Source organism: Photorhabdus africana, from assembly GCF_035181445.1.
GTDB lineage: Bacteria > Pseudomonadota > Gammaproteobacteria > Enterobacterales > Enterobacteriaceae > Photorhabdus > Photorhabdus laumondii.
The window spans coordinates 144630-164545 of sequence record NZ_JAXBVE010000001.1; the positions used below are offsets into that span (position 1 = coordinate 144630).

17 protein-coding genes are annotated in these 19916 nt (G+C 44.2%); 11 read left to right on the plus strand and 6 right to left on the minus strand.

Going from position 1 to position 19916, the window contains the following annotated elements; all coding sequences use genetic code 11:
- Positions 1 to 3 precede the first annotated feature (3 nt).
- The gene (ulaA, locus tag SLS51_RS00655; RefSeq protein ID WP_011146242.1) at positions 4 to 1260 is read left to right on the plus strand and encodes a PTS ascorbate transporter subunit IIC; all 1257 of its coding nucleotides are present in this window, start codon (positions 4 to 6) and stop codon (positions 1258 to 1260) included.
- A gap of 321 nt (positions 1261 to 1581) precedes the next feature.
- Here ulaA and SLS51_RS00660 read toward each other — a convergent pair whose 3' ends face one another.
- The 6 genes from SLS51_RS00660 to SLS51_RS00685 all read right to left on the minus strand — a co-directional run bounded on the left by SLS51_RS00660 (position 1582) and on the right by SLS51_RS00685 (position 8057).
- Entirely contained in the window at positions 1582 to 2277 is a 696-nt protein-coding gene (locus tag SLS51_RS00660) for a helix-turn-helix transcriptional regulator (protein ID WP_323834548.1), read from the minus strand.
- 180 nt (positions 2278 to 2457) lie between these two features.
- Positions 2458 to 3279: a helix-turn-helix transcriptional regulator gene (locus tag SLS51_RS00665; protein WP_323834550.1), complete on the minus strand. Its 822-nt coding sequence runs from the start codon at positions 3277 to 3279 to the stop codon at positions 2458 to 2460.
- Positions 3280 to 3400: 121 nt separating this feature from the next.
- Positions 3401 to 3688, minus strand: a complete 288-nt coding sequence (locus SLS51_RS00670; RefSeq protein WP_323834551.1) for a hypothetical protein — start codon at positions 3686 to 3688, stop codon at positions 3401 to 3403.
- 378 nt (positions 3689 to 4066) lie between these two features.
- Complete coding sequence (locus SLS51_RS00675; RefSeq protein WP_323834553.1) at positions 4067 to 4843, minus strand: MurR/RpiR family transcriptional regulator; 777 nt, start codon at positions 4841 to 4843, stop codon at positions 4067 to 4069.
- A 300-nt stretch (positions 4844 to 5143) separates the two neighbouring features.
- Complete coding sequence (locus tag SLS51_RS00680; protein WP_323834555.1) at positions 5144 to 6502, minus strand: 6-phospho-alpha-glucosidase; 1359 nt, start codon at positions 6500 to 6502, stop codon at positions 5144 to 5146.
- Positions 6503 to 6515: 13 nt separating this feature from the next.
- Positions 6516 to 8057, minus strand: coding sequence for a PTS transporter subunit EIIC (locus SLS51_RS00685; protein ID WP_323834557.1), 1542 nt, complete (start codon positions 8055 to 8057; stop codon positions 6516 to 6518).
- 976 nt (positions 8058 to 9033) lie between these two features.
- On the opposite strand from SLS51_RS00685, the gene SLS51_RS00690 reads away from it, so the two are divergent.
- The 10 genes from SLS51_RS00690 (at position 9034) to SLS51_RS00735 (ending at position 19706) form a co-directional block, all read left to right on the plus strand.
- Positions 9034 to 9654 (plus strand): tyrosine-type DNA invertase, encoded by a 621-nt coding sequence (locus tag SLS51_RS00690; RefSeq protein WP_011146249.1) that lies wholly within the window; start codon positions 9034 to 9036, stop codon positions 9652 to 9654.
- Positions 9655 to 10118: 464 nt separating this feature from the next.
- Positions 10119 to 11246 (plus strand): fused PTS fructose transporter subunit IIA/HPr protein, encoded by a 1128-nt coding sequence (fruB, locus tag SLS51_RS00695; RefSeq protein ID WP_323834559.1) that lies wholly within the window; start codon positions 10119 to 10121, stop codon positions 11244 to 11246.
- A gap of 197 nt (positions 11247 to 11443) precedes the next feature.
- The gene (gene fruA, locus SLS51_RS00700; RefSeq protein ID WP_323834679.1) at positions 11444 to 13111 is read left to right on the plus strand and encodes a PTS fructose transporter subunit IIBC; all 1668 of its coding nucleotides are present in this window, start codon (positions 11444 to 11446) and stop codon (positions 13109 to 13111) included.
- Positions 13112 to 13263: 152 nt separating this feature from the next.
- A complete protein-coding gene (gene yhfZ, locus SLS51_RS00705; protein WP_113024330.1) occupies positions 13264 to 14169 on the plus strand; it encodes a GntR family transcriptional regulator YhfZ in 906 nt (301 codons plus the stop codon).
- A gap of 23 nt (positions 14170 to 14192) precedes the next feature.
- Entirely contained in the window at positions 14193 to 14549 is a 357-nt protein-coding gene (locus SLS51_RS00710) for a PRD domain-containing protein (protein WP_323834562.1), read from the plus strand.
- A 117-nt stretch (positions 14550 to 14666) separates the two neighbouring features.
- Positions 14667 to 15845 (plus strand): YhfX family PLP-dependent enzyme, encoded by a 1179-nt coding sequence (locus SLS51_RS00715; protein WP_323834564.1) that lies wholly within the window; start codon positions 14667 to 14669, stop codon positions 15843 to 15845.
- 43 nt (positions 15846 to 15888) lie between these two features.
- Positions 15889 to 16779 (plus strand): phosphotriesterase-related protein, encoded by an 891-nt coding sequence (locus tag SLS51_RS00720; protein WP_323834681.1) that lies wholly within the window; start codon positions 15889 to 15891, stop codon positions 16777 to 16779.
- A gap of 11 nt (positions 16780 to 16790) precedes the next feature.
- A complete protein-coding gene (locus tag SLS51_RS00725) occupies positions 16791 to 17150 on the plus strand; it encodes a DUF2620 domain-containing protein (RefSeq protein ID WP_323834566.1) in 360 nt (119 codons plus the stop codon).
- Positions 17151 to 17160: 10 nt separating this feature from the next.
- Complete coding sequence (locus SLS51_RS00730) at positions 17161 to 18522, plus strand: YhfT family protein (protein ID WP_289993905.1); 1362 nt, start codon at positions 17161 to 17163, stop codon at positions 18520 to 18522.
- Between the two features lie 47 nt (positions 18523 to 18569).
- The gene (locus SLS51_RS00735) at positions 18570 to 19706 is read left to right on the plus strand and encodes an aminotransferase class V-fold PLP-dependent enzyme (RefSeq protein ID WP_011146258.1); all 1137 of its coding nucleotides are present in this window, start codon (positions 18570 to 18572) and stop codon (positions 19704 to 19706) included.
- Positions 19707 to 19916: the final 210 nt, after the last annotated feature.

Below are 19916 nucleotides of genomic sequence, written 5' to 3' on the forward strand. Positions count from 1 at the left end.
GTCATGGAATTTTTTCATTTTCTGATGAGTGATGTCCTGTCAGAACCTGCGATTTTGGTGGGGTTTATCGCGCTTGTTGGTTTGATCGTGCAAAGGAAACCGGTGACTGAATGTATCAAAGGTACCATAAAAACCATTATGGGGTTTTTGATCTTGGGGGCGGGTGCTGGATTAGTCGTCTCTTCACTGGGAGGTTTTGCTGAAATTTTCCAACACGCTTTTGGTATTCAGGGAGTCGTACCAAACAACGAAGCAATTGTTTCTATTGCGCAAAAGAGTTTTGGTAAAGAAATGGCAATGATCATGTTCTTTGCTATGGTGATCAATATTTTGATTGCACGTTTTACCCCGTGGAAATTTATCTTTCTGACTGGGCACCACACATTATTTATGTCCATGATGGTCGCGGTGATTCTGGCAACAGCAGGGATCAAAGGCTCGATGCTAGTGGCTATTGGTTCTGTGGTTGTTGGCGTTGCTATGGTTTTCTTCCCGGCGATTGCCCATCCATATATGAAGAAAGTAACAGGTTCTGACGACGTTGCTATTGGGCATTTTTCCTCGCTTTCTTATGTTTTATCTGGTTTTATTGGCAGCAAACTAGGAAATAAGGCCCACTCAACCGAAGAGATGAATGTTCCGAAAAGCTTGCTGTTTCTGCGTGATACACCGGTTGCCATCTCTTTTACGATGGCGATTATTTTCATGATCAGTTGCTTATTCGCTGGCGGTGATTTTGTGAGAGAAGTCAGTGGTGGGAAAAATGGATTTATGTTCTCGCTAATGCAATCTATTACCTTTGCCGCAGGTGTATACATTATTCTGCAAGGTGTGAGAATGGTCATTGCAGAAATCGTTCCTGCGTTTAAAGGAATTTCTGACAAATTGGTACCAAATGCTAAACCTGCGTTAGATTGCCCGGTTGTCTTTCCTTACGCACCTAATGCAGTATTGGTAGGATTTTTGAGCAGTTTTGTGGCGGGTGTTATCGGTATGTTTGTGCTGTATGCACTTGGTATGACGGTCATTATTCCCGGCGTTGTGCCGCACTTTTTTGTTGGTGCGGCGGCCGGGGTTTTTGGTAATGCGACAGGGGGGCGTAGAGGCGCTATTCTCGGGGCTTTTGCCCAGGGCTTTCTGATCACCTTCTTACCCGTATTTCTGTTACCCGTTTTGGGGGATATCGGGATTGCTAACACGACATTCAGTGATGCTGACTTTGGCGCATTGGGCATTCTGTTAGGTATTATTGTTCGTTGATTGTGGCGTATCTGGATCTTGGAATGGAAACAGGGGGTTATAAGCACCCTGTTTCTTGGTAAAATGTTGATATAAACCATTCGACCATGATAAAGCACCTGTCAGTGCTCATGGGAATCTCTTGGTTTCATCGTTTTTTATATAAAGTCTTCAACAGAAATAGAAAAGTAAATTTTCAAAAAAATGATTATTTAGTCACGTTTTTAGCCCTTTATTTTGATTTATCAAATTGTTATCCGTATATCAGTTAGGGGAAATTTAAGCAAAGTTCAGGTTAATTAAACAGGTCAGAGAGAAATATGTAATAATGAAATCGATTATTTATAGCAAAATATGGCCTATAGATTGAAGGTATTGGGGGGGAATATAAAGATCATAACTATTCTCTTTGCAAAGTGTTCTTAACTCAATGGCTGAGCTAACTGATAGTTTCTCATAGATACTTTCGAAATATTTTTCCACAGTGCGATATGAAATTTTCATTTCATCAGCGATATATCTATTATTAACGCCACGGCAGAATAAAAAAATGATTATCCATTCTTTCTCTTTTAATAGATTGTTAGGTTGTTGAAATCGGATTGATATAGGAATATTGTTCTCCATATAATGAGATACGGTAAAGTTGTGTATTTCTCTGGCATGAGCAATTATGCCAATACACTGTTTATTTTCATCCATTAATGGATATTTATCACAGAAATAGGATGTAGCTTGCTCATTTTTGGTATGAGGGAAAGTGCTAAGAGATGATATTCGTTGCATACCCTGTAACACCTTATGATCATGTTCCTCAAAAAGATGAGAGAATTGATTAACTGGCGAAGGTAATTCTTTATCGGTATACCCAATAATATCAATATTTTCAGGTAGCTTATTAGCTTTAATAAACATTTTATTTGCATAAATAAAGCGGAACTCCTTATCTTTTACAAACCACGGTTCTGAGCTTTTATCCCACATATTAGTTAATTGAGGAGTAATAAAAGGGACTTTTTTACATCCTGATTGACTCATATTTGACCTTTATAACATTATTACCTTATATACCCGTTATCTTTCAAATTGACTCTTTGTTGGCTGTACTCACTCACCCCGGTCACATAGTTTGCTATGCTCCCGGGGATTTGCTCCCTTGCCGTCGCGATCCATCTTGAAATCCATAGGATATAAAAAATTTGAATAAATAGACGATATTTATAAGTAAGACAATAAGAACCTTTTTGGCGCATAGAGATCAAAACTATTTAGTCGGCAATATTCCTCCAGTTGTGAGTCTGAGTTAACTTTCAATTTATTATAAATCTTTCTTATATATTCCTCTATGGTTTTATCTGAAATTTTGAGTAATTGACAGATTTGTGTCCTACTGTATTTTTGTAGAAAAAGAAAGACAACTTCCCATTCCTGTTCAGTCAAGAGATGAGTCGGCGATTGAAACATAATAGAAGGGGGTAGTTTACTGTGAAATAGCCGAGTCAGTGAATTATCCTGAACTTTCCAGGCATGGAAAAGAATACCGATGCATTCACCTTTATCATCATCGAGTGGAAATTTTTCTTGGAAATAAGATGATAAAACTTTATCTTGCCCAAATACATGTGTCTCTAATGATAAAATACTTTCTCTATTTTTTATTACCTGCAAATCATGTGTAATAAAATCTTTGGCAAATTCATTGCCCCTCCAGGGAATATCACTATCATATTTACCTTCATAATCATAGTTGGCATTTATATTTTGAAGTTTAATTAATGCATCATTACCATAGAGAAAACAGGAAGATTTATCTTTTACTCCCCACGGTTCATTGCTTGCTGCCAATGTGTTGATTATTTGTAACGAAATAGTTGAGTTTTTTCTAGTCATATTTGTGTAATATTTTGATTTAGGAAAATATAATGCTTTCTTGTGGCAAAAATTTTTCTGGTGTGTCGCGATCAACATCGTTAAGACAACAATATACCCGTCATCTTTCAAGTTGCCTCTTTGTTGGCTGCACTCGCTCACCCCGGTCACATAGTTATCTATGCTCCCGGGGATTCACTCCCTTGCCGCCGTGATGCATCTTGAAATCAATAGGGTATATACCCGTCATCTTTCAAGTTGCCTCTTTGTTGGCTGCATTCGCTCACCCCAGTCACATAGTTTGCCAGGTTAGAGAAAAATCTTTTGCTTTATTGGTATCAAAGAGAGTATTAATACAACTTCCTGAATCTTCATATTTTGCAATAGGCAAGGGTAACTCACTTGCTGAAAATTCGATAATATCAGAATTTTCAGATAAGTTGAGTCGTTGGCAAAAAAGCGGATTTGCATAGATAAATGTTGACCGGCAATGTTTAGTTTCCCAAAGATCATGACTATTTTCCCACATGTAAACTAATTGCGGAGTGATATTATTTTGTTTGTTTTTTATATTTAACATGGCAACTCCTTAATGAGTCTTTAAATCATTATCTGAAACGTTTTTTTAATGATTACACTTAAAATAACCTGATTATATAAGAGATTGCAATAATTAATTCGTAGAGAAATAAAATTTATTGATTTTTACACATATCTGTTAATTAAATGGGTTATTATTCTATGTAAAAAACACCTCTATGTAAAAAATACCTCTATGTAAAAAATACCTCTATGTAAAAAATATAATCATTAATATTGTTTATTTCTGAAATTATTTAAATCGTCTTTATACAGGTTTGATTTAATCCTTAACATCTCTTTCTCTGTTTTTCTTTTTCTTTTTCTTTTCCTTTTCTTTGTCTGTCGAGATCATGTTGTATGGCTTGTACTCAATGAATTAAGACGTTGCTTGTAATAATAGTAAATCAATGAGCATGATCAGATTAGACTCGAATGAAGTTATTTCGTTGATTTCTGCATCGAAATAAATTGCCTCGTCATACAGTGCAAAGTGCACATCAGCCAGTGAAGCCAATGGATTAGCAGATGAGCGGGTAAATGCAATGACTGTCATACCAACATTATGAGCAATGCGGACTTTATCCAATACTTGTTCTGTCTGGCCGCTGCGAGAGATAGCAATAAAAACTTCGTATTTCACCGCATTACTTAGGAAAATCTTACGGCTATCGCCTGGACCGGATTTAAAAGCCGTTTTCCCTAATATTTGCAATTTTTGCGTCAAGTAATCGGCAAATAGTCTGGAGAAACCGGCGCTATAGAGAAAAAAATTCTCTTTCTCACGTAGCAGAGTGCTAAAGCGTGACATTTTTTCTGGTGTAATTAAAGAGAAAGTTTTACGGTAATTAGTCACGAAATGTTCAAATGCATCAGGAATTATCTCCGCAGGATGGGGTTGAATATTCCCGGAAATAGACGTTCCACTGGATAGCAATTGTTTACAGTACCAAATAAATTCACTATAGCCACTGAACCCCAGTTTCTGACATAAACGCATAATAGTGGCGGGAGAAATGAACGTAGCTTTTGCTAGCTCACGTACTGTAATTTGCCCAATTAACAATGGATGTGCGGTTAAATAGGATAATACGCGGTATTCCGCGCGAGTTATTCTTTCGCTGTGCTGTAATAAGGGTGCTAATCGATTATCCATTATCTATTATCCATTATTTATCCAGTGATAACAGGCAACATAGGCAGCATAGGTAGCCATATCATATAGGTGTTTTTGAGCTTACTGATTCTGCATAAGCATCAATAACTTAAATATTGATTTTGTCGGCCGGTTAAAGTCAATAGAGAGGCTTATCAAACACCTCCGCTATATGTTCGGCAATTGAATTGTGGTGAATTTTCTTAATCTCCTCAAGATAGTGATTGCCGGACAGTGAGCCGGCTCGCATAAAAATCTGCTTTACTATGCAAGAAAGGCAGATTATAGGTTAAATATGGGTTAAATTGCTTCACCTTGGTGCCAGGCTGGATTAAGCGTAGGCCAATAACCTTGGTTGGCTTCGATCATTTCATCCAGAATCGCTTTGGCTTGTTGCATGGTAGGGACGGTACGATTCAGTGTGAATGCTTGCAGCACTTTCTCATAGCTACCTTCTAGTGCCGCTTCCACTAACAACTGTTCTGAAGCCAGTTGTTGCGCTAGCAGCGCTTGATGGAACAGTGGTACGTTCCCCATACATACCGGTTCAGGGCCTTGAGCGGTAATGTAAGCAGGTACTTCCACCATGGCATCATAAGGTAAGTTAGCGATAGCGCCTCTGTTCTCGGTAATGACCAAATGGCGCTGACGCAAATCAAAAGCCAGTGAACATGCTACATCAACAATAAAAGCGCCATGTACCCCTACATGGAAAGCGTCGGGTAAAATGCCGGTATGTTTAAACTCAGCCGCTGCTTTAAGCAACTTCTTTTCGCGCCCGTCCATCACTTCATTGGCACGGGTATAGTCAGGATTTTGGTGCTCAACAATATGGTTTGGCATCAGATAGTATTGCAAATAGGGGTTAGGCACATAATCAGGAAAATGGTCCATGAGCGGCTTGATATTACGCCAGGTTTTAACCCATGACGGATCGGCATGTTGCGGATCTGTCTGTGCGGCATTAGCAGTCAGTAAACCATGCTGAGCGATATGGCGACGCAATTCAGGCAAATGATCTTTTCCGTTCACCCATACTTTGGTAAACCAGCCGAAATGGTTCAGACCAAAGTAATCGACAGTAATATCGTGGCGATCCACTTCTAAAATTGCTGCCATGTTGCGCATGGCGGCCACAGGCATATCACAGATATTGAGTACGCTAGCTTGTGGACGTAGACGGCGTATTCCTTCAGCAACGATAGAGGCAGGGTTGGAGTAATTTACGATCCAAGCGTTGTCTGCGTAGCGCTCCACTAAATCGATCAGTTTCACCATTGGCATGATAGTACGTAGGCCATAAGCCAATCCGCCAAGACCACAGGTTTCCTGACCAATTACGCCGTGGTGTAAGGGGATCTTTTCGTCCTGTTCTCGCATTTTGTACTGACCGACGCGTATCTGGGCAAAGACAAAATGGGTACCACTAAAAGCGGTTTTTGCCTCGCTTGTCACGACAAAGCGAATCGTCTGGCTATGCTCGCGTATCACTTTTTCGACTATCGGCGCGATAGTGTTTTGTCGGTGAGTATCGATGTCATACAAACGAATTTCCGCTAGTGGGAAGTCGTTTAGCCGTACCATCAGGCTTTTGACGATACCTGGCGTATAGGTACTACCGCCGCCAGCGATAGTTAAAATGAAAGGGGCGTTAGCCATATTTATGCTCCTGTTAAAGTGCTTCTTCCACGGCTTCACGTATTTTTTGGACGTGCAGACTGTAAATTACCTGAACGTTATTTCCCTGACAGATGACCCCTTTTGCACCGGTTGATTTAAGCCTGTTTTTGTCAATGAGCGTGGTGTCATGTACTGTTATACGTAGTCGGGTGTAGCAGTTGTCGATAGCGACAATATTTGCTGTACCACCTAACCCGCAGATGATTTGTTGTCCTGGTTTGTCATCATTGGCAACTTGATACTGTTGCTTGCTATAGAGGCGTGTTTCCTGATCGTTATTTTCGCGTCCCGGGGTTTTCAGGTCGTAATGTAAAATGAGGAAACGGAATGCGAAGAAATAAATCACCGACATGATTAGCCCCACGGCGATATACATTGGCCAGTTAGATTTTTCGGTGCCGAGCGGTAAGTTGTACAGTATGAAGTCGATTATGCCATTGGCGCCGATAGCATGTACGCCGAGTAGATAGAACAGCATAAAACCTAAACCGGTTAGCACGGCATGAACACCAAATAGTAGCGGAGCAACAAACAGGAAAGAAAATTCAAGTGGTTCGGTCACGCCTAACAAAAAAGTGGTCATAGCGGCGGGGATGAGAACAGCTTTTGCTGCACTTTTCTTTTCTGGGCGGGCAGTCACATACATTGCCAGTGCAGCGGCAGTCAGGCCAAACATCTTGCTGATCCCTCGTGCATCCCATACCACGCTGTTACTGAGTTGATGTACAGCCGGGCAGGCCATTTCAGCGAAATAGATATTACGAGCTCCTTGATGTACAGTGCCGCATACTTCTGCAATGCCCCCTAATTCGGTATACAAAAAGGGTGTGTAAACCAGATGATGTAAACCTAAGGGGATCAAAATGCGCTCCAGAAAGCCGTATATGGCGACGCCAAATGCTCCAGATTCATGAATACCGTGCGCAAGGGCACTGATGCTCCGTTGCGCATAGGGCCAAATATCACTCATTAAGTAACCCGATATAACGGCCAGAGGGATCATTAGAATGGCAACAAAACAGTGCCCGGAATAAATTGCCATTACACCATTAAACTGTTTTGACGAATAACGGTTATAGCAATAGCCAGCCAGTGCACCGATCAATATCCCGGCAAAAGCCCCCATTTCCAATACTTGCACACCTAGCACCATTCCTTGACCAACATTGCGCATTTGCGTTTCTGGCACCAATTTTCCCTGTAATGCTAAAGTGACGTGCATGGCGTTGATAAAAATGACGAAAGTAACCAGACCGATCAATGCGGCATAACCTTTATTGCGTTTTGCCAGCCCGATAGGGATCCCAACAGCAAAAATCAACGCCAGATTGCTCAATATTGAAATAGCAGATTGGGCGATCAGTTTGCCAGATTGCTGAATTAACCCGTGGTTTAAAAATGGAAGATATTCTGCAAGGTTACCGTTTCCCAATACATTGCCAAAAGCAATAAACAGCCCGACAATAGGGAGAATTAACACCGGGCCATACAAAGATTTGCCAAGGTTTTGTAACGTATTAATGATTCTTTTCATTAAACTTTTGTTCCCTGCTATGGATATTATTTAATGACATAAAACTAAAGAGACAGATTAAGAATAACAGCATAGGGAGATAAAATGACACTTACCCGATTGTTTTAAATAACAAATAACGGGAAAAGTAACATGTAACTTTTAAACGTGTGATTATGCTCGCAAACTAATTTTTGTTGTAAATGATTGGCGGAGAAGGGCAATAATGGGTCATAATATTGAGGTTTAAAAAATTTATAAAAGGCATCATTGATGACGATATGGATAAAATCTGGTAGTAGTTTGAAAAGCTGAATATTGTATCTAGCTGATATACCAGATTATTTTGCATAGCTGATCGTCTACCCGTGTTACCAGTTTGTTAGATTTGCTGCCCCGTCGGTTTCTTCTAGCAAAGATATATACCCTATGGATTTCAAGATGTATCGCGACGGCAAGGGAACGAATCCCCGGGAGCATAGATAACGATGTGACCGGGGTGAGTGAGCGCAGCCAACAAAGAGGCAACTTGAAGGATAACGGGTATAGTGAGATTAAATGTTTATCGGAAGCTGGAAGCCGGAAAACATTGCTGCATCAACATCCTTCCTTAGTGATTTGAACCAGACATCAATCTGACGGACACGTCCTTTTGTTAAAATGGTTATTGGGCCTATCGCTGCGATTTTTGTTGGTCATTCTAGCCAAAAAGCCTTATTTGGTCGGGATCGGTTAATTGAATCACTATTTTTCTTTTGGCCTTGTGATGGTAAGAATAGGGGGAAATTACCGGAGAACAGACATTGAATATCTATCCATTACGCAGCTTGAGCATAGATCAAGTACAGAAACAGAGGTTTTATACAGTCATCTGCCGCTATTCTGGCGCAGGTTTAATTACTATGGGGGATTTAGGGTTGGTTCCGGGTCTTAATCAGTTACAGATAACGCAGCGTGTTAAATGCGTTGCAACAAAGAATATTTGGGATAGACCATAATGGGTCAGCGAAGACATCTAACGCAATACGAAGTGGAAAGAATGCTGGAAGTGGCGAAAAAGGGCCCTAATGGGGAGCGCGACTATTGTCTGGTATACATGAGTTTTGTTCATGGCTTACGTGTTAGTGAAGCCAGGTATCTACGGATATCTGATCTGGATTTGGAAGATGGCAGTTTGTATATCCGGCGTTTAAAAGGCGGATTTTCTACTATTCATCCTCTTTTAGGCTATGAAATCCAAGCGATCAGGGAGTGGCTAAAAGTCCGTAAAACCTTCCGAGGGGCAGAAAGTGATTGGTTGTTTCTGTCACGTAGCGGAAACCCACTGACTCGCCAGCGCATTTATCAACTTATTAGTCAATTAGGACGATTGGCTAATATTTCCGTAGGCTCTCATCCGCACATGTTGCGCCATGCCTGTGGTTTTGCACTTGCAGATAGGGGGATAGATACTCGGTTGATACAAGATTATCTTGGGCACAGTAATATTCGCCATACAGTACGGTATACCGCCAGTAATGCAGAGCGTTTCCACGGTGTTTGGGGTGTAAAAAGGAATCGGCACCGAGAATTACACTTTGATTACGTCCCAAATGAAAATCCTTGTCCAACTGAATAAGCGATTCTGATGTATGCGCCTGTTAAGGCGCATACATAAAGACCATCTTAGACCATCTTAAATAGCGTGACATTTAATATTCTCATATTGAGAATTCTTACCATCGCTATAAACTTTTCTTCTAAATAAGCGTTTCGGAATGAGTTGACCACTACATTTGGATTGCATCATTGATAAATGCGGTTAAACCTGTTCCCTCTGTCGATGAAAAAAATGTTTCACAGAACCCTCAAGGTTTACCAAATCTCTTAAACCGGAGATAGACAAAAAACGATGGCTGGAAAAATGTGAGTAATCTCAAAAAATTGCGATTTTATTTCACATAAGTATTGAATGAAAATTGGTCATGTTCCACACTCGTTGAAACGTTTCAGTTTTTTATCTCTTTTTCTTTTTATTGGACTTAATACTTTTTTCTCTGCGTCAACTGAAACGATTCTATTTTTGGTAATAGGGAGAAAATTATGTTCCAGTTGGCTCTGCAAAATATCCATACGGGTGCAATTGCGACCGGTAAAGAGGATGCCATTCGTCAGGTGGCGGCCATGCTAGCCGCGAATGGTAACGTCGGTGATACCTATGTTGACGGCATGTTGCAACGTGAAAAGCAAATTTCCACCTACCTTGGCAACGGTATCGCCATTCCACATGGCACGTTAGATACTCGCGATCTGGTCATGAAAACCGATGTACAGGTATTTCACTTTTCACAGGGTGTTGAATGGGATCAAGGTGCGATGTGTTATGTGGTTATTGGTATCGCCGCGCGTTCCGATGAGCATTTGGCACTACTGCGTCAGTTAACACACCTACTGAGTGATGATCGTATTGCAGAACAGCTAAAAACTATTGAGTCAGCACAGGCGCTGCATAGCTTGCTAATGGGAGAAGTTCAGCAGCCTGAGTTTAAATTCGATACCAGCTTGATTACGTTAGATGTTAATGCCCGCGATCTGATGACATTACAGGCATTGAATGCCGGGCGGTTACAGCAAGCGGGGGCCGTGGATACGACCTTTGTTAGCAAAGTGATTCACAGTAAACCACTGGATCTTGGGCAGGGCATTTGGCTCAGTGATAGCCCTGACGGTAACTTAACCAGCGCTGTGGCAGTGAGCCGATTATTCACGCGGGATAACGAACCCGTGGTGATGTTGTTGACGGTGGCGGTTGCTGACGACCAACCGCTAAATGTGTTGCACCACCTAAGTGACTTGCTATTAGCACAAAAAGCGGAATGTTTGCTGAAAGCTGATGCGCCGACAGTACTGACATTACTGACCAGTGGCGTACTGACGCAGAGCCCCATATCCAGTGGGGAATTTGTCCTGTGCAACGAACATGGCTTACATACTCGGCCAGGTGCTGTGTTGGTCAATGTTATCCGGCAATTTTCCAGTGAAATTACCCTCATCAATCTTGATGGTGCCGGTCAACCGGTAAACGGCCGTAGTCTGATGAAAATCATGACATTGGGCGCTAAAAAAGGCCATCGGCTTCACATTACTGCCAATGGTGATGATGCGCCGCAGGCGATAGCGGCCATTGGTGAAGCGGTGGCCTCCGGTTTGGGGGAGGGGCGGCGAGAGTAGAAATCCCCCATTTGCCGTGATAATGGCGCATGTCGATCTATACCTTATGGATTTCAAGATGCATTGCGGCGGCAAGGGAGCGAATCCCCAGGAGCATAGCAAACTATGTGACCGGGGTGAGCAAGCGCAGCCAACAAAAAGGCAACTTGAAAGATGACGGGTATACAACCCTTTTAGCTAACAGCAGGAGAAGCATGATGAAAATGCTGCTTATCGTTGACCCTTCACTCGGACTTGCCGGAAGTTATCTGGTGAAAACAATCCTCAGTGCCGCTGCGGCGGAAAACGAACTGACACTGACAGAAAATCCAGCAGAGGCCGATTTGGTGGTCGTGACTGGCAGTCGCATCCCCACCGATAACACATTGAACGGTAAGCTTGTTTATCTCGGTGACACGGAACAGGCATTGCATGCGCCGAAAAATTTCTTTCAGCAGGCAAAAGCTGACGCCAAGCCGTATCAGATACCGGCAACGGACATCAGTTGTGATACAAAACGGATTGTCGCGGTGACGGCTTGTCCTACAGGGGTAGCGCACACCTTTATGGCCGCTGAGGCCATCGAAACCGAAGCCAAAAAGCGCGGCTGGTGGGTAAAGGTGGAAACGCGTGGTTCAGTAGGTGCGGGCAATGTGATTACGCCGGAAGAGGTGGAAAAAGCGGATCTGGTGCTAGTCGTTGCCGATATTGACGTAGATCTGGCGAAATTTGCCGGAAAACCGATGTACCGTACTTCCACCGGGCTGGCGTTGAAGAAAACAGCGCAAGAATTTGATAGGGCGCTAGCCGAAGCCAAGCTTTTCGAGCCGGAAGGGCAAAATGTTAAAACTGACCAGAGGGAAGATAATACCGGTATCTATCGTCACTTGTTGACGGGCGTCTCTTATATGTTACCGATGGTGGTGGCGGGTGGCCTGTGCATTGCATTGTCATTTGCTTTTGGCATCACGGCATTTAAAGAATCGGGTACATTGGCGGCGGCGTTAATGCAAATCGGTGGTAGCTCAGCTTTTGCTCTGATGGTCCCGGTACTGGCAGGTTACATCGCTTTCTCGATCGCTGATCGCCCAGGTCTGACACCCGGTTTAATTGGCGGCATGTTGGCAACTAGCACGAACGCGGGATTTATTGGCGGTATTATTGCGGGTTTCCTCGCCGGTTACGTAGCGAAGTTGCTTAACACCAAAGTGAAATTGCCGCAGAGTATGGCTGCATTGAAACCGATCTTGATCATTCCGCTATTTGCTAGCCTGATCACTGGCCTGATTATGATTTACGTTATTGGTAAACCTGTCGCCGGTATTATGGCGGGGCTAACGTATTGGCTTTCTCACATGGGGACAACCAACGCACTCCTGCTAGGCGCCATTTTGGGCGGGATGATGTGTGCTGATATGGGGGGAGCGATAAACAAAGCGGCCTATGCGTTTGGTGTCGGCTTGCTTAGCTCACAAACCTACGCGCCAATGGCGGCCATTATGGCTGCGGGGATGGTTCCCCCGCTGGCTATGGGAGTGGCAACACTGATTGCCCGGCAGAAGTTCGATAACGTTCAGCGGGAAAGTGGTAAAGCCGCATTGGTGTTAGGACTCTGCTTTATTTCCGAAGGCGCGATTCCCTTTGCTGTCCGTGATCCGATACGTGTGCTCCCATGTTGTATCGTTGGAGGTGCGGTGACGGGAGCGATCTCTATGGCAATAAGTGCGCAATTAATGGCACCGCACGGTGGCCTGTTTGTGCTGTTGATTCCAGGTGCTATCACACCAATACTGGGTTATTTGATGTCGATTATTGTCGGTACTTTGTTGACAGGGTTTATCTATGCATTGCTTAAGCGTCCAGAAACGACCACAACTAAACCATAAAAACAGAAATTATTAACTATCAAATTAAAATCATTGAAATTTCAGAAAATTACCTATTTATTCGTGACCTCATTCGCATTTTTACTATTTTTCGATTGTCATTTGCCTGCTTAAATTAGATATAAATATATTCAAAAAAATGAAGAATTATTATGAGTCATGGGCTGCTTAAAAAAGAGGGGGTTGCTCAAGCGTGTCTGGCACGTTATCTGCTAGGTGAGCGCTGTGGTAATCGGCTGAAAACGATTGAAGAGCTGTCATCTGACTATGGGTTATCTGTTGGGTTAGTTCAGTTTGCATTAAAAAAACTGGAAAGTTCTGGCGCGGTTTATGTGGAACGACGGGGGCGTAATGGTAGCTATTTGGTCAGTATGGATCACAAAGCACTGTTAGCCCATGCTGATATTAGTAACGTAGTTTGTGCAATGCCGCTGCCTTATACCCGATTGTATGAGGGGCTGGCGAGCGGTCTGAAAGCGCAATTTGAGGGCATTCCATTTTACTTCGCCCACATGAGAGGTTCAGATGCTAGGGTGGAATGCTTGCGTAAGGGTATTTATGACTTGGCGGTGGTATCACATTTGGCGGCGCAAACTTATCTGGAACAAGGTGATGTTTGTATTGTGCTTGAATTGGGGCCACATACTTATGTTGGTGCACACCAACTGATTTATCGCAAAGGAGGTGAACATAATATCCGTCGTGTTGGGTTGGATCATCGTTCTGCCGACCAGAAAATCATGACTGAAGTGTACTTTGCCGGGCAGGATATCACGTTGGTGGATATTTCTTACCATGAGAGCCTGTATAAGGTCGCGAAAGGTGACATTGATGCCGTGATCTGGAACGTCAGCAGAGAAGTTGAACTCAGTTCCAGAGAGCTTATTGCAGTACCGCTCAGTGGAAGTGCATGTTTTACCCGAGCCTCTGAAGCAGTGATTTTAACCAGAGCTGATGACATTCTGATGCAACAACTTTTACGCACGATGGTAAATACAACAGAGTTATTAGTTCATCAACAACGTGTACTGGCAGGTCAACAGGACCCAAGTTATTAATTTGGCATGGATGGCGTTAACGCGTGGAAAATCGGCTGAATCTGTTCTATCAGGGAAATGTCATTGATCAGGATATTCATGATGGCATGTTACAAGTTGTGGCGCAGCTTGAAAACGATTGGGAAATTCCTGTCAGGAATGCGTTAGGGGAAATAGTAATAACACATATGGCCAACGCGTTAATGCGCTCACGCCGGGGAGAACAAATCAGTTCAATGGATAATGAACTGCTGATGGAAGTGCGTCAATCGAGAATCTTTTCTCATTTGCAAGCAATTAACGCTTCGCTGCTGGCACATTTTGACGTGCAATTACATCCCTGTGAAGAGGGTTATCTGCTGGCAAATTTGTTTAGCCTTTGGGCGGCAAAGGGGCAGTGATAATACCACCATAGAGATGAGGGAATTTTTTTTCCATCAAATATTCAAAAAAATGATGATTTAACATCTAACTTAATGCAGTGGCATTGATCGCCGAAGGAGTACAGGAGGTACTGCATGTTTATACATGCACTGAACAAACAAAATCCGGCACTGATTGAGGCAGCCCAGACATTATGGGCGCAAGGGGTCTTACTGCCTGATACTTATGTGATTGACGTGGATCAGGTTTTAGAAAATGCCAGACGATTGCTTGCGGTAGCGGAGCATTATGGCATTGCTCTCTATCTGATGACCAAACAGGTTGGGCGTAACTCCTGGTTGGCACGTAAACTGATGGAATTGGGTTATCAGGGTGTCACCGCGGTGGATTTTAAAGAGGCTAGAGCCTTGATACGTGGGAAGATCCCGGTGACTCATGCAGGCCATTTGGTACAGATCCCTCGTAATATGGTCTCCTCAGTGATGCAGCAACACCCGGACGTGATCACAGTATATTCTTTAGAAAAAGCGGAGGAAATTTCCAGTCTGGCGCAGCGTGAGGGAAATGTGCAACGCATTATGCTGAAAATCTACGATGATCATGACCATTTATATCCGGGTCAGGAAGCGGGTTTTCACTTGTCGGGATTGCACACCATCGTTCAGCACATTATGGCAATGCCCGGTGTAAAACTGACGGGGTTGACACATTTTCCTTGCTTGTTGTGGCAAGAGGATCAGCAGCAGACACTGCCGGCGCCAAACTTATTTACTTTACTGAAAGCAAAAGACATTTTACGACAAACTGGGGTTGAGGTGACGCAGATAAATGCGCCATCGGCGTCAAGCTGTAGCACACTGCCGTTACTGGCAAAGTATGGCGTGACCCATACCGAGCCCGGGCATGCGCTAACAGGAACCATCCTTGCCAATTTTCGGGGAGAGCAGCCAGAACGCATTGCTATGCTCTACCTGACGGAAATATCCCACCGATTTAACGGTAACAGTTACTGCTATGGGGGCGGTTATTACCGTCGTGGACGGGCGCATAACGCGCTGATATTCCTGCCAAACGGCCAGATCGCCGCCACGCACCTGTTACCGATGGATGACACCAGTATTGATTACCACTTTCCTCTGAGCGGTGAATTTCCGGTCGGCTGTGCTGTCGTGCTGTGTTTTCGCACCCAGATATTTGCTACCCGCAGTGATGTGGCGTTAGTTAGCGGTATCCAGTCAGGGCATCCGGTCTTGGAAGGGCTTTATGACAGCCAGGGAAACCCTATCCCGATTGATGGAGAAAATGGTCTGTGAGCAGACGCAGTTCCACTCTCTTCGTCTGAGGACCGCCTTACTCATGACCCAGAAAAACAGAATTGACGCGTCCGGCTATACCTATGTACATGAGCACCTGCATCTCGATTTATCATCATTTAAAAACAACATTGACTGCCGACTGGATCAATACGACCTGATTTGTGAAGAGATGAAAACACTGGTCAGCTTGGGTGTACACAATATTGTGGAGATGACCAATCGTTACATGGGACGTAACCCACAGTTTATGCTGGATCTGATGCGGGACTCCGGCATTAATGTAATAGTTTCAACTGGCTATTACCAATCTGCCTTTTTTCCTGAACATGTAGCACATACCACAGCTCGACAACTGGCGGATGAAATGATCGCAGAGATTGAGCAGGGTATCGACGATACAACGCTGAAAGCCGGCGTGATTGGGGAAATTGGTTCCAGTAAAGGGGTAATTATGCCGGATGAAGAGAAAGTCTTTCATGCTGCGGCTATAGCTCATCTGGAAACTGGGCGTCCTGTTTCGACACATACGACATTAAGCACGATGGGTCTTGAACAACTGGCATTACTGAAAAAGCACGGTGTAGATGCTGAACGCGTGGTTATTGGTCACTGTGATCTTAAAGATAATCTGGACAACATCTTGCGCATCATTGAACAGGGGGCCTATATCCAGTTCGACACGATTGGCAAAAACGATTACTACCCGGATGAAAAGCGGATCGCTATGTTACAGACTCTGGCCCAACGTGGCTTGCTTAACCGCGTCATGTTATCGATGGATATTACCCGTCGTTCTCATTTAAAAGCCAATGGTGGCAATGGATTTGATTATTTAATCACCACCTTTGTGCCGATGCTAAACCGGGCTGGATTAACGCAAACCGATATTGATTTGATGTTACGTGATAACCCCATGCTATTTTTCAACTAAAGGAAAAACCTATGAGATTTGTTATTGGAGGACAAATTGAGAAACAAAAAATTGCTGAAACTTTACGCCATCTGGCTGGGGATAAAGCCTCATCCATTACCGTGATGGGTGACATAGATGCCGCTATGGCGCTTAAGCGTGGTGATGCGGATTACTATTTTGGCGCCTGTAATACCGGTGGAGGCGCTTTGGCAATGGCAATTGCTATTGTTGGTATTGACAAATGCGCCACCGTCAGTATGCCAGGCAAGATCTTGCCTGATGAAGAAATTATTGCCCATGTAAACGCCGGGAAAACCGCATTTGGTTTTACCGGTCAGGATATAGACGCGGTTATTCCGGTAATTATCAAGGCTATTCTTTCTTCATGAGGAGAGAAAAATGGAATATGAATTTTTCACCCGTTTAATGGAAATTGATCCATTTAAAGCGGGTTTATTGGCGGTGATTGGTGGGATATCTGCCATGATGGCTAACCGCGGTATTGCAGTATTTCATGATGGGCTACGTCCTTTAATGCCGGAACATCTGGAAGGGCGTATGAATCGTAAGACCCTGGCTGCCACCAGTTTTGCCCTAAGTTTTGGGTTAGTTATCGGCTTTGGTATTCCGTTCTCGCTGACCGCCCCGATTATTCTGGTGCATAGCTTATTATTGGGAACCGATGTCATTGGTACGTGGTGTGCAAACAGTAAAAAAGGTTTCATACTTTCTGCTGTCTTGGGAGCGCTGTATGCCGTTGCCTTGATGACCGGTTTACGATCGGTTGTCGATATCTTTGCCCATTTACCGGTTAATTTCATGGGCAACCTGAGTAAAGTTGGCGATCCTATCGTAGCCTGCTTTGCACTATTTCCTGCGATTGTTGTGGCCTATCAATACGGATATGGCAAAGGAATATGGGTACTGATTGCGACATTGGTGGGGTATATCGCGACCAAAGCGGTAGGATCATTAAGTTTTGGTGGGGCTCTGAGCAAACCGGTGCAATTGGATCCTAACGGGATAGCCCTGCTGATCTCAATGATTGTGATGTTCTACTTCGCGATGAAACAGCGTGCTCCCAAAGCTGGCGAGGGATCTGCTCCGGCCAAAGGGGCGAATGAGACGCTGGTTGGGCTATTCTCCACGCGGATACAGCGCATTCAAAATAACATCTGGTTGCTGGTATTAAGTGGTGGTTTGACGGCGGTAGCGGCTTCAATGTCACTCAGTCTGCTGGCGGAAGGTCCGGTATCCTTGCAACTGATGGCGCAGGGGGAAGGGGCTAATGCCATGCTGGTGGCGCTTGCCAGAGCGATCAGCTTTGTGCCGTTAGTCGGTATGACCGCCATTGCTACCGGGGTTTATAGCCCGGTTGGTATGAAGTTCGTGTTCGTCGCCGGATTAGTCACGAATAATCTGTGGATTGCCTTCATTGCCGGTAGTTTGATTATGTTTATGGAAATCAAACTGCTGGCGAGAATTGCTATCTGGTTGGATAAATATCCCGGCGTCAAAGCTTGTGGTGAGCATATTCGTACTGTTATTACCCGCATGTTAGAAGTTGCCTTATTGGTGGGGGGAATGATGGCTGCCAACGCTATTCTGCCGGGCATGGGATTTATGGTGGTGGCGGGGATTTATCTACTCAACCGTACGGCTAAACGTCCTTTGGTTGAAATGGCGATTGGGCCGATTGCAACGATTGTGGTTGGGGTGTTAGCTAATGTTATTTATCTGTTCTCCCCCTTTATTTTGTGATGATAAAAATAGAGGGGGGGAAGTGAGGGAGAACAGGAGAACAGATAGTGAACACCTATCCATTACCTAGTCTGAGCATGGAGCAGGCGCAGCACAAACAGTTTCATTTAGTTGACATTATTTGCCGCCATTTTCCCGGTGCGGATTTCCTCACTACCGGAGATTTAGGGCTGGTGCCGGGATTGAACCGGCCACAGATAACGCAACGCGTTGAACAGGTCATTGCCGATTTCTTTTCTGCTGAGGCTGCTGTGTTAGTACAAGGGGCGGGAACCGGGGCAATACGTTGTGGGCTATCGGCATTACTTAATGCGGGTGATCGCTTGCTGGTTCATGATGCGCCGTTATATCCCTCGACGGCGATTATTGCCGAGCAGATGGGCTTGCATCTGGTGCGGGCCGATTTCAATCAATCCGAACAAATACGGGCTGCGATTTTGCAACATTTACCGGTGGCGGGGTTGGTACAACACACGCGGCAGAAAATTGATGATGCTTATGAGCTGGCAGACGTTATATCACTGCTGAATGCGGCATCACTACCGGTTCTGGTTGACGATAACTATGCTGCCATGAAAGTGGAACGTATCGGTTGTGAATGGGGCGCGGCGTTATCGGCCTTCTCCAGCTTTAAACTGTTTGGCCCGCAAGGTATCGGTGTTGTGGTAGGTCAACAAGCGGCAATAGAGCGCATTCGGCGTAGTATGTATTCCGGTGGCAGTCAAGTACAGGGATTTCAGGCATTGGAAGTATTGCGTGGATTGGTATTTGCTCCGGTGATGCATGCTGTGCAGGCTCAGGTGAGTGAAACATTAGTGGTCCGGCTTAATCAGGGGATCATACCGCAGGTGAAACAGGCGTTTATCGCCAATGCACAATCGAAAGTATTGCTGGTGGAGTTTTATGATGAGATTGCCGAACAGGTACTTCATGTTGCTCATCAGCTTGGTGCACTGCCATATCCGGTGGGCGCTGAATCAAAGTTTGACATTCCGCCACTGTTTTACCGGTTATCTGGTACATTCCGTCAATCTGATCCCACGTTAGAGAGACGGATGATAAGGATAAATCCTAATCGAAGTGGTGCGGAGACAGTGATAAGGCTGCTGAGTCAAAGCTGTGCACAGGCTGCTTCCTTGCTACATCCTCAACCACTCCCGATATACCGCTTTCCATCAGTATGAGAGGCAGACAACAAGTTCGTTCTTGGGTCTCGTTTTCATTTTGCCGGCGCGTGTGACGATGCTCGACGTTGTGAAACACTATACGGGACGCTAGTCCCGTCGAAACGCCCCTCCCGCCTTATTTCGGCGAGAGTAGATTCATTCCCTTGCCGTCGCGATGCATCTTTAAATCCATAGGCTATAAATCCTGAATTAACGTAAAGGTTGGCG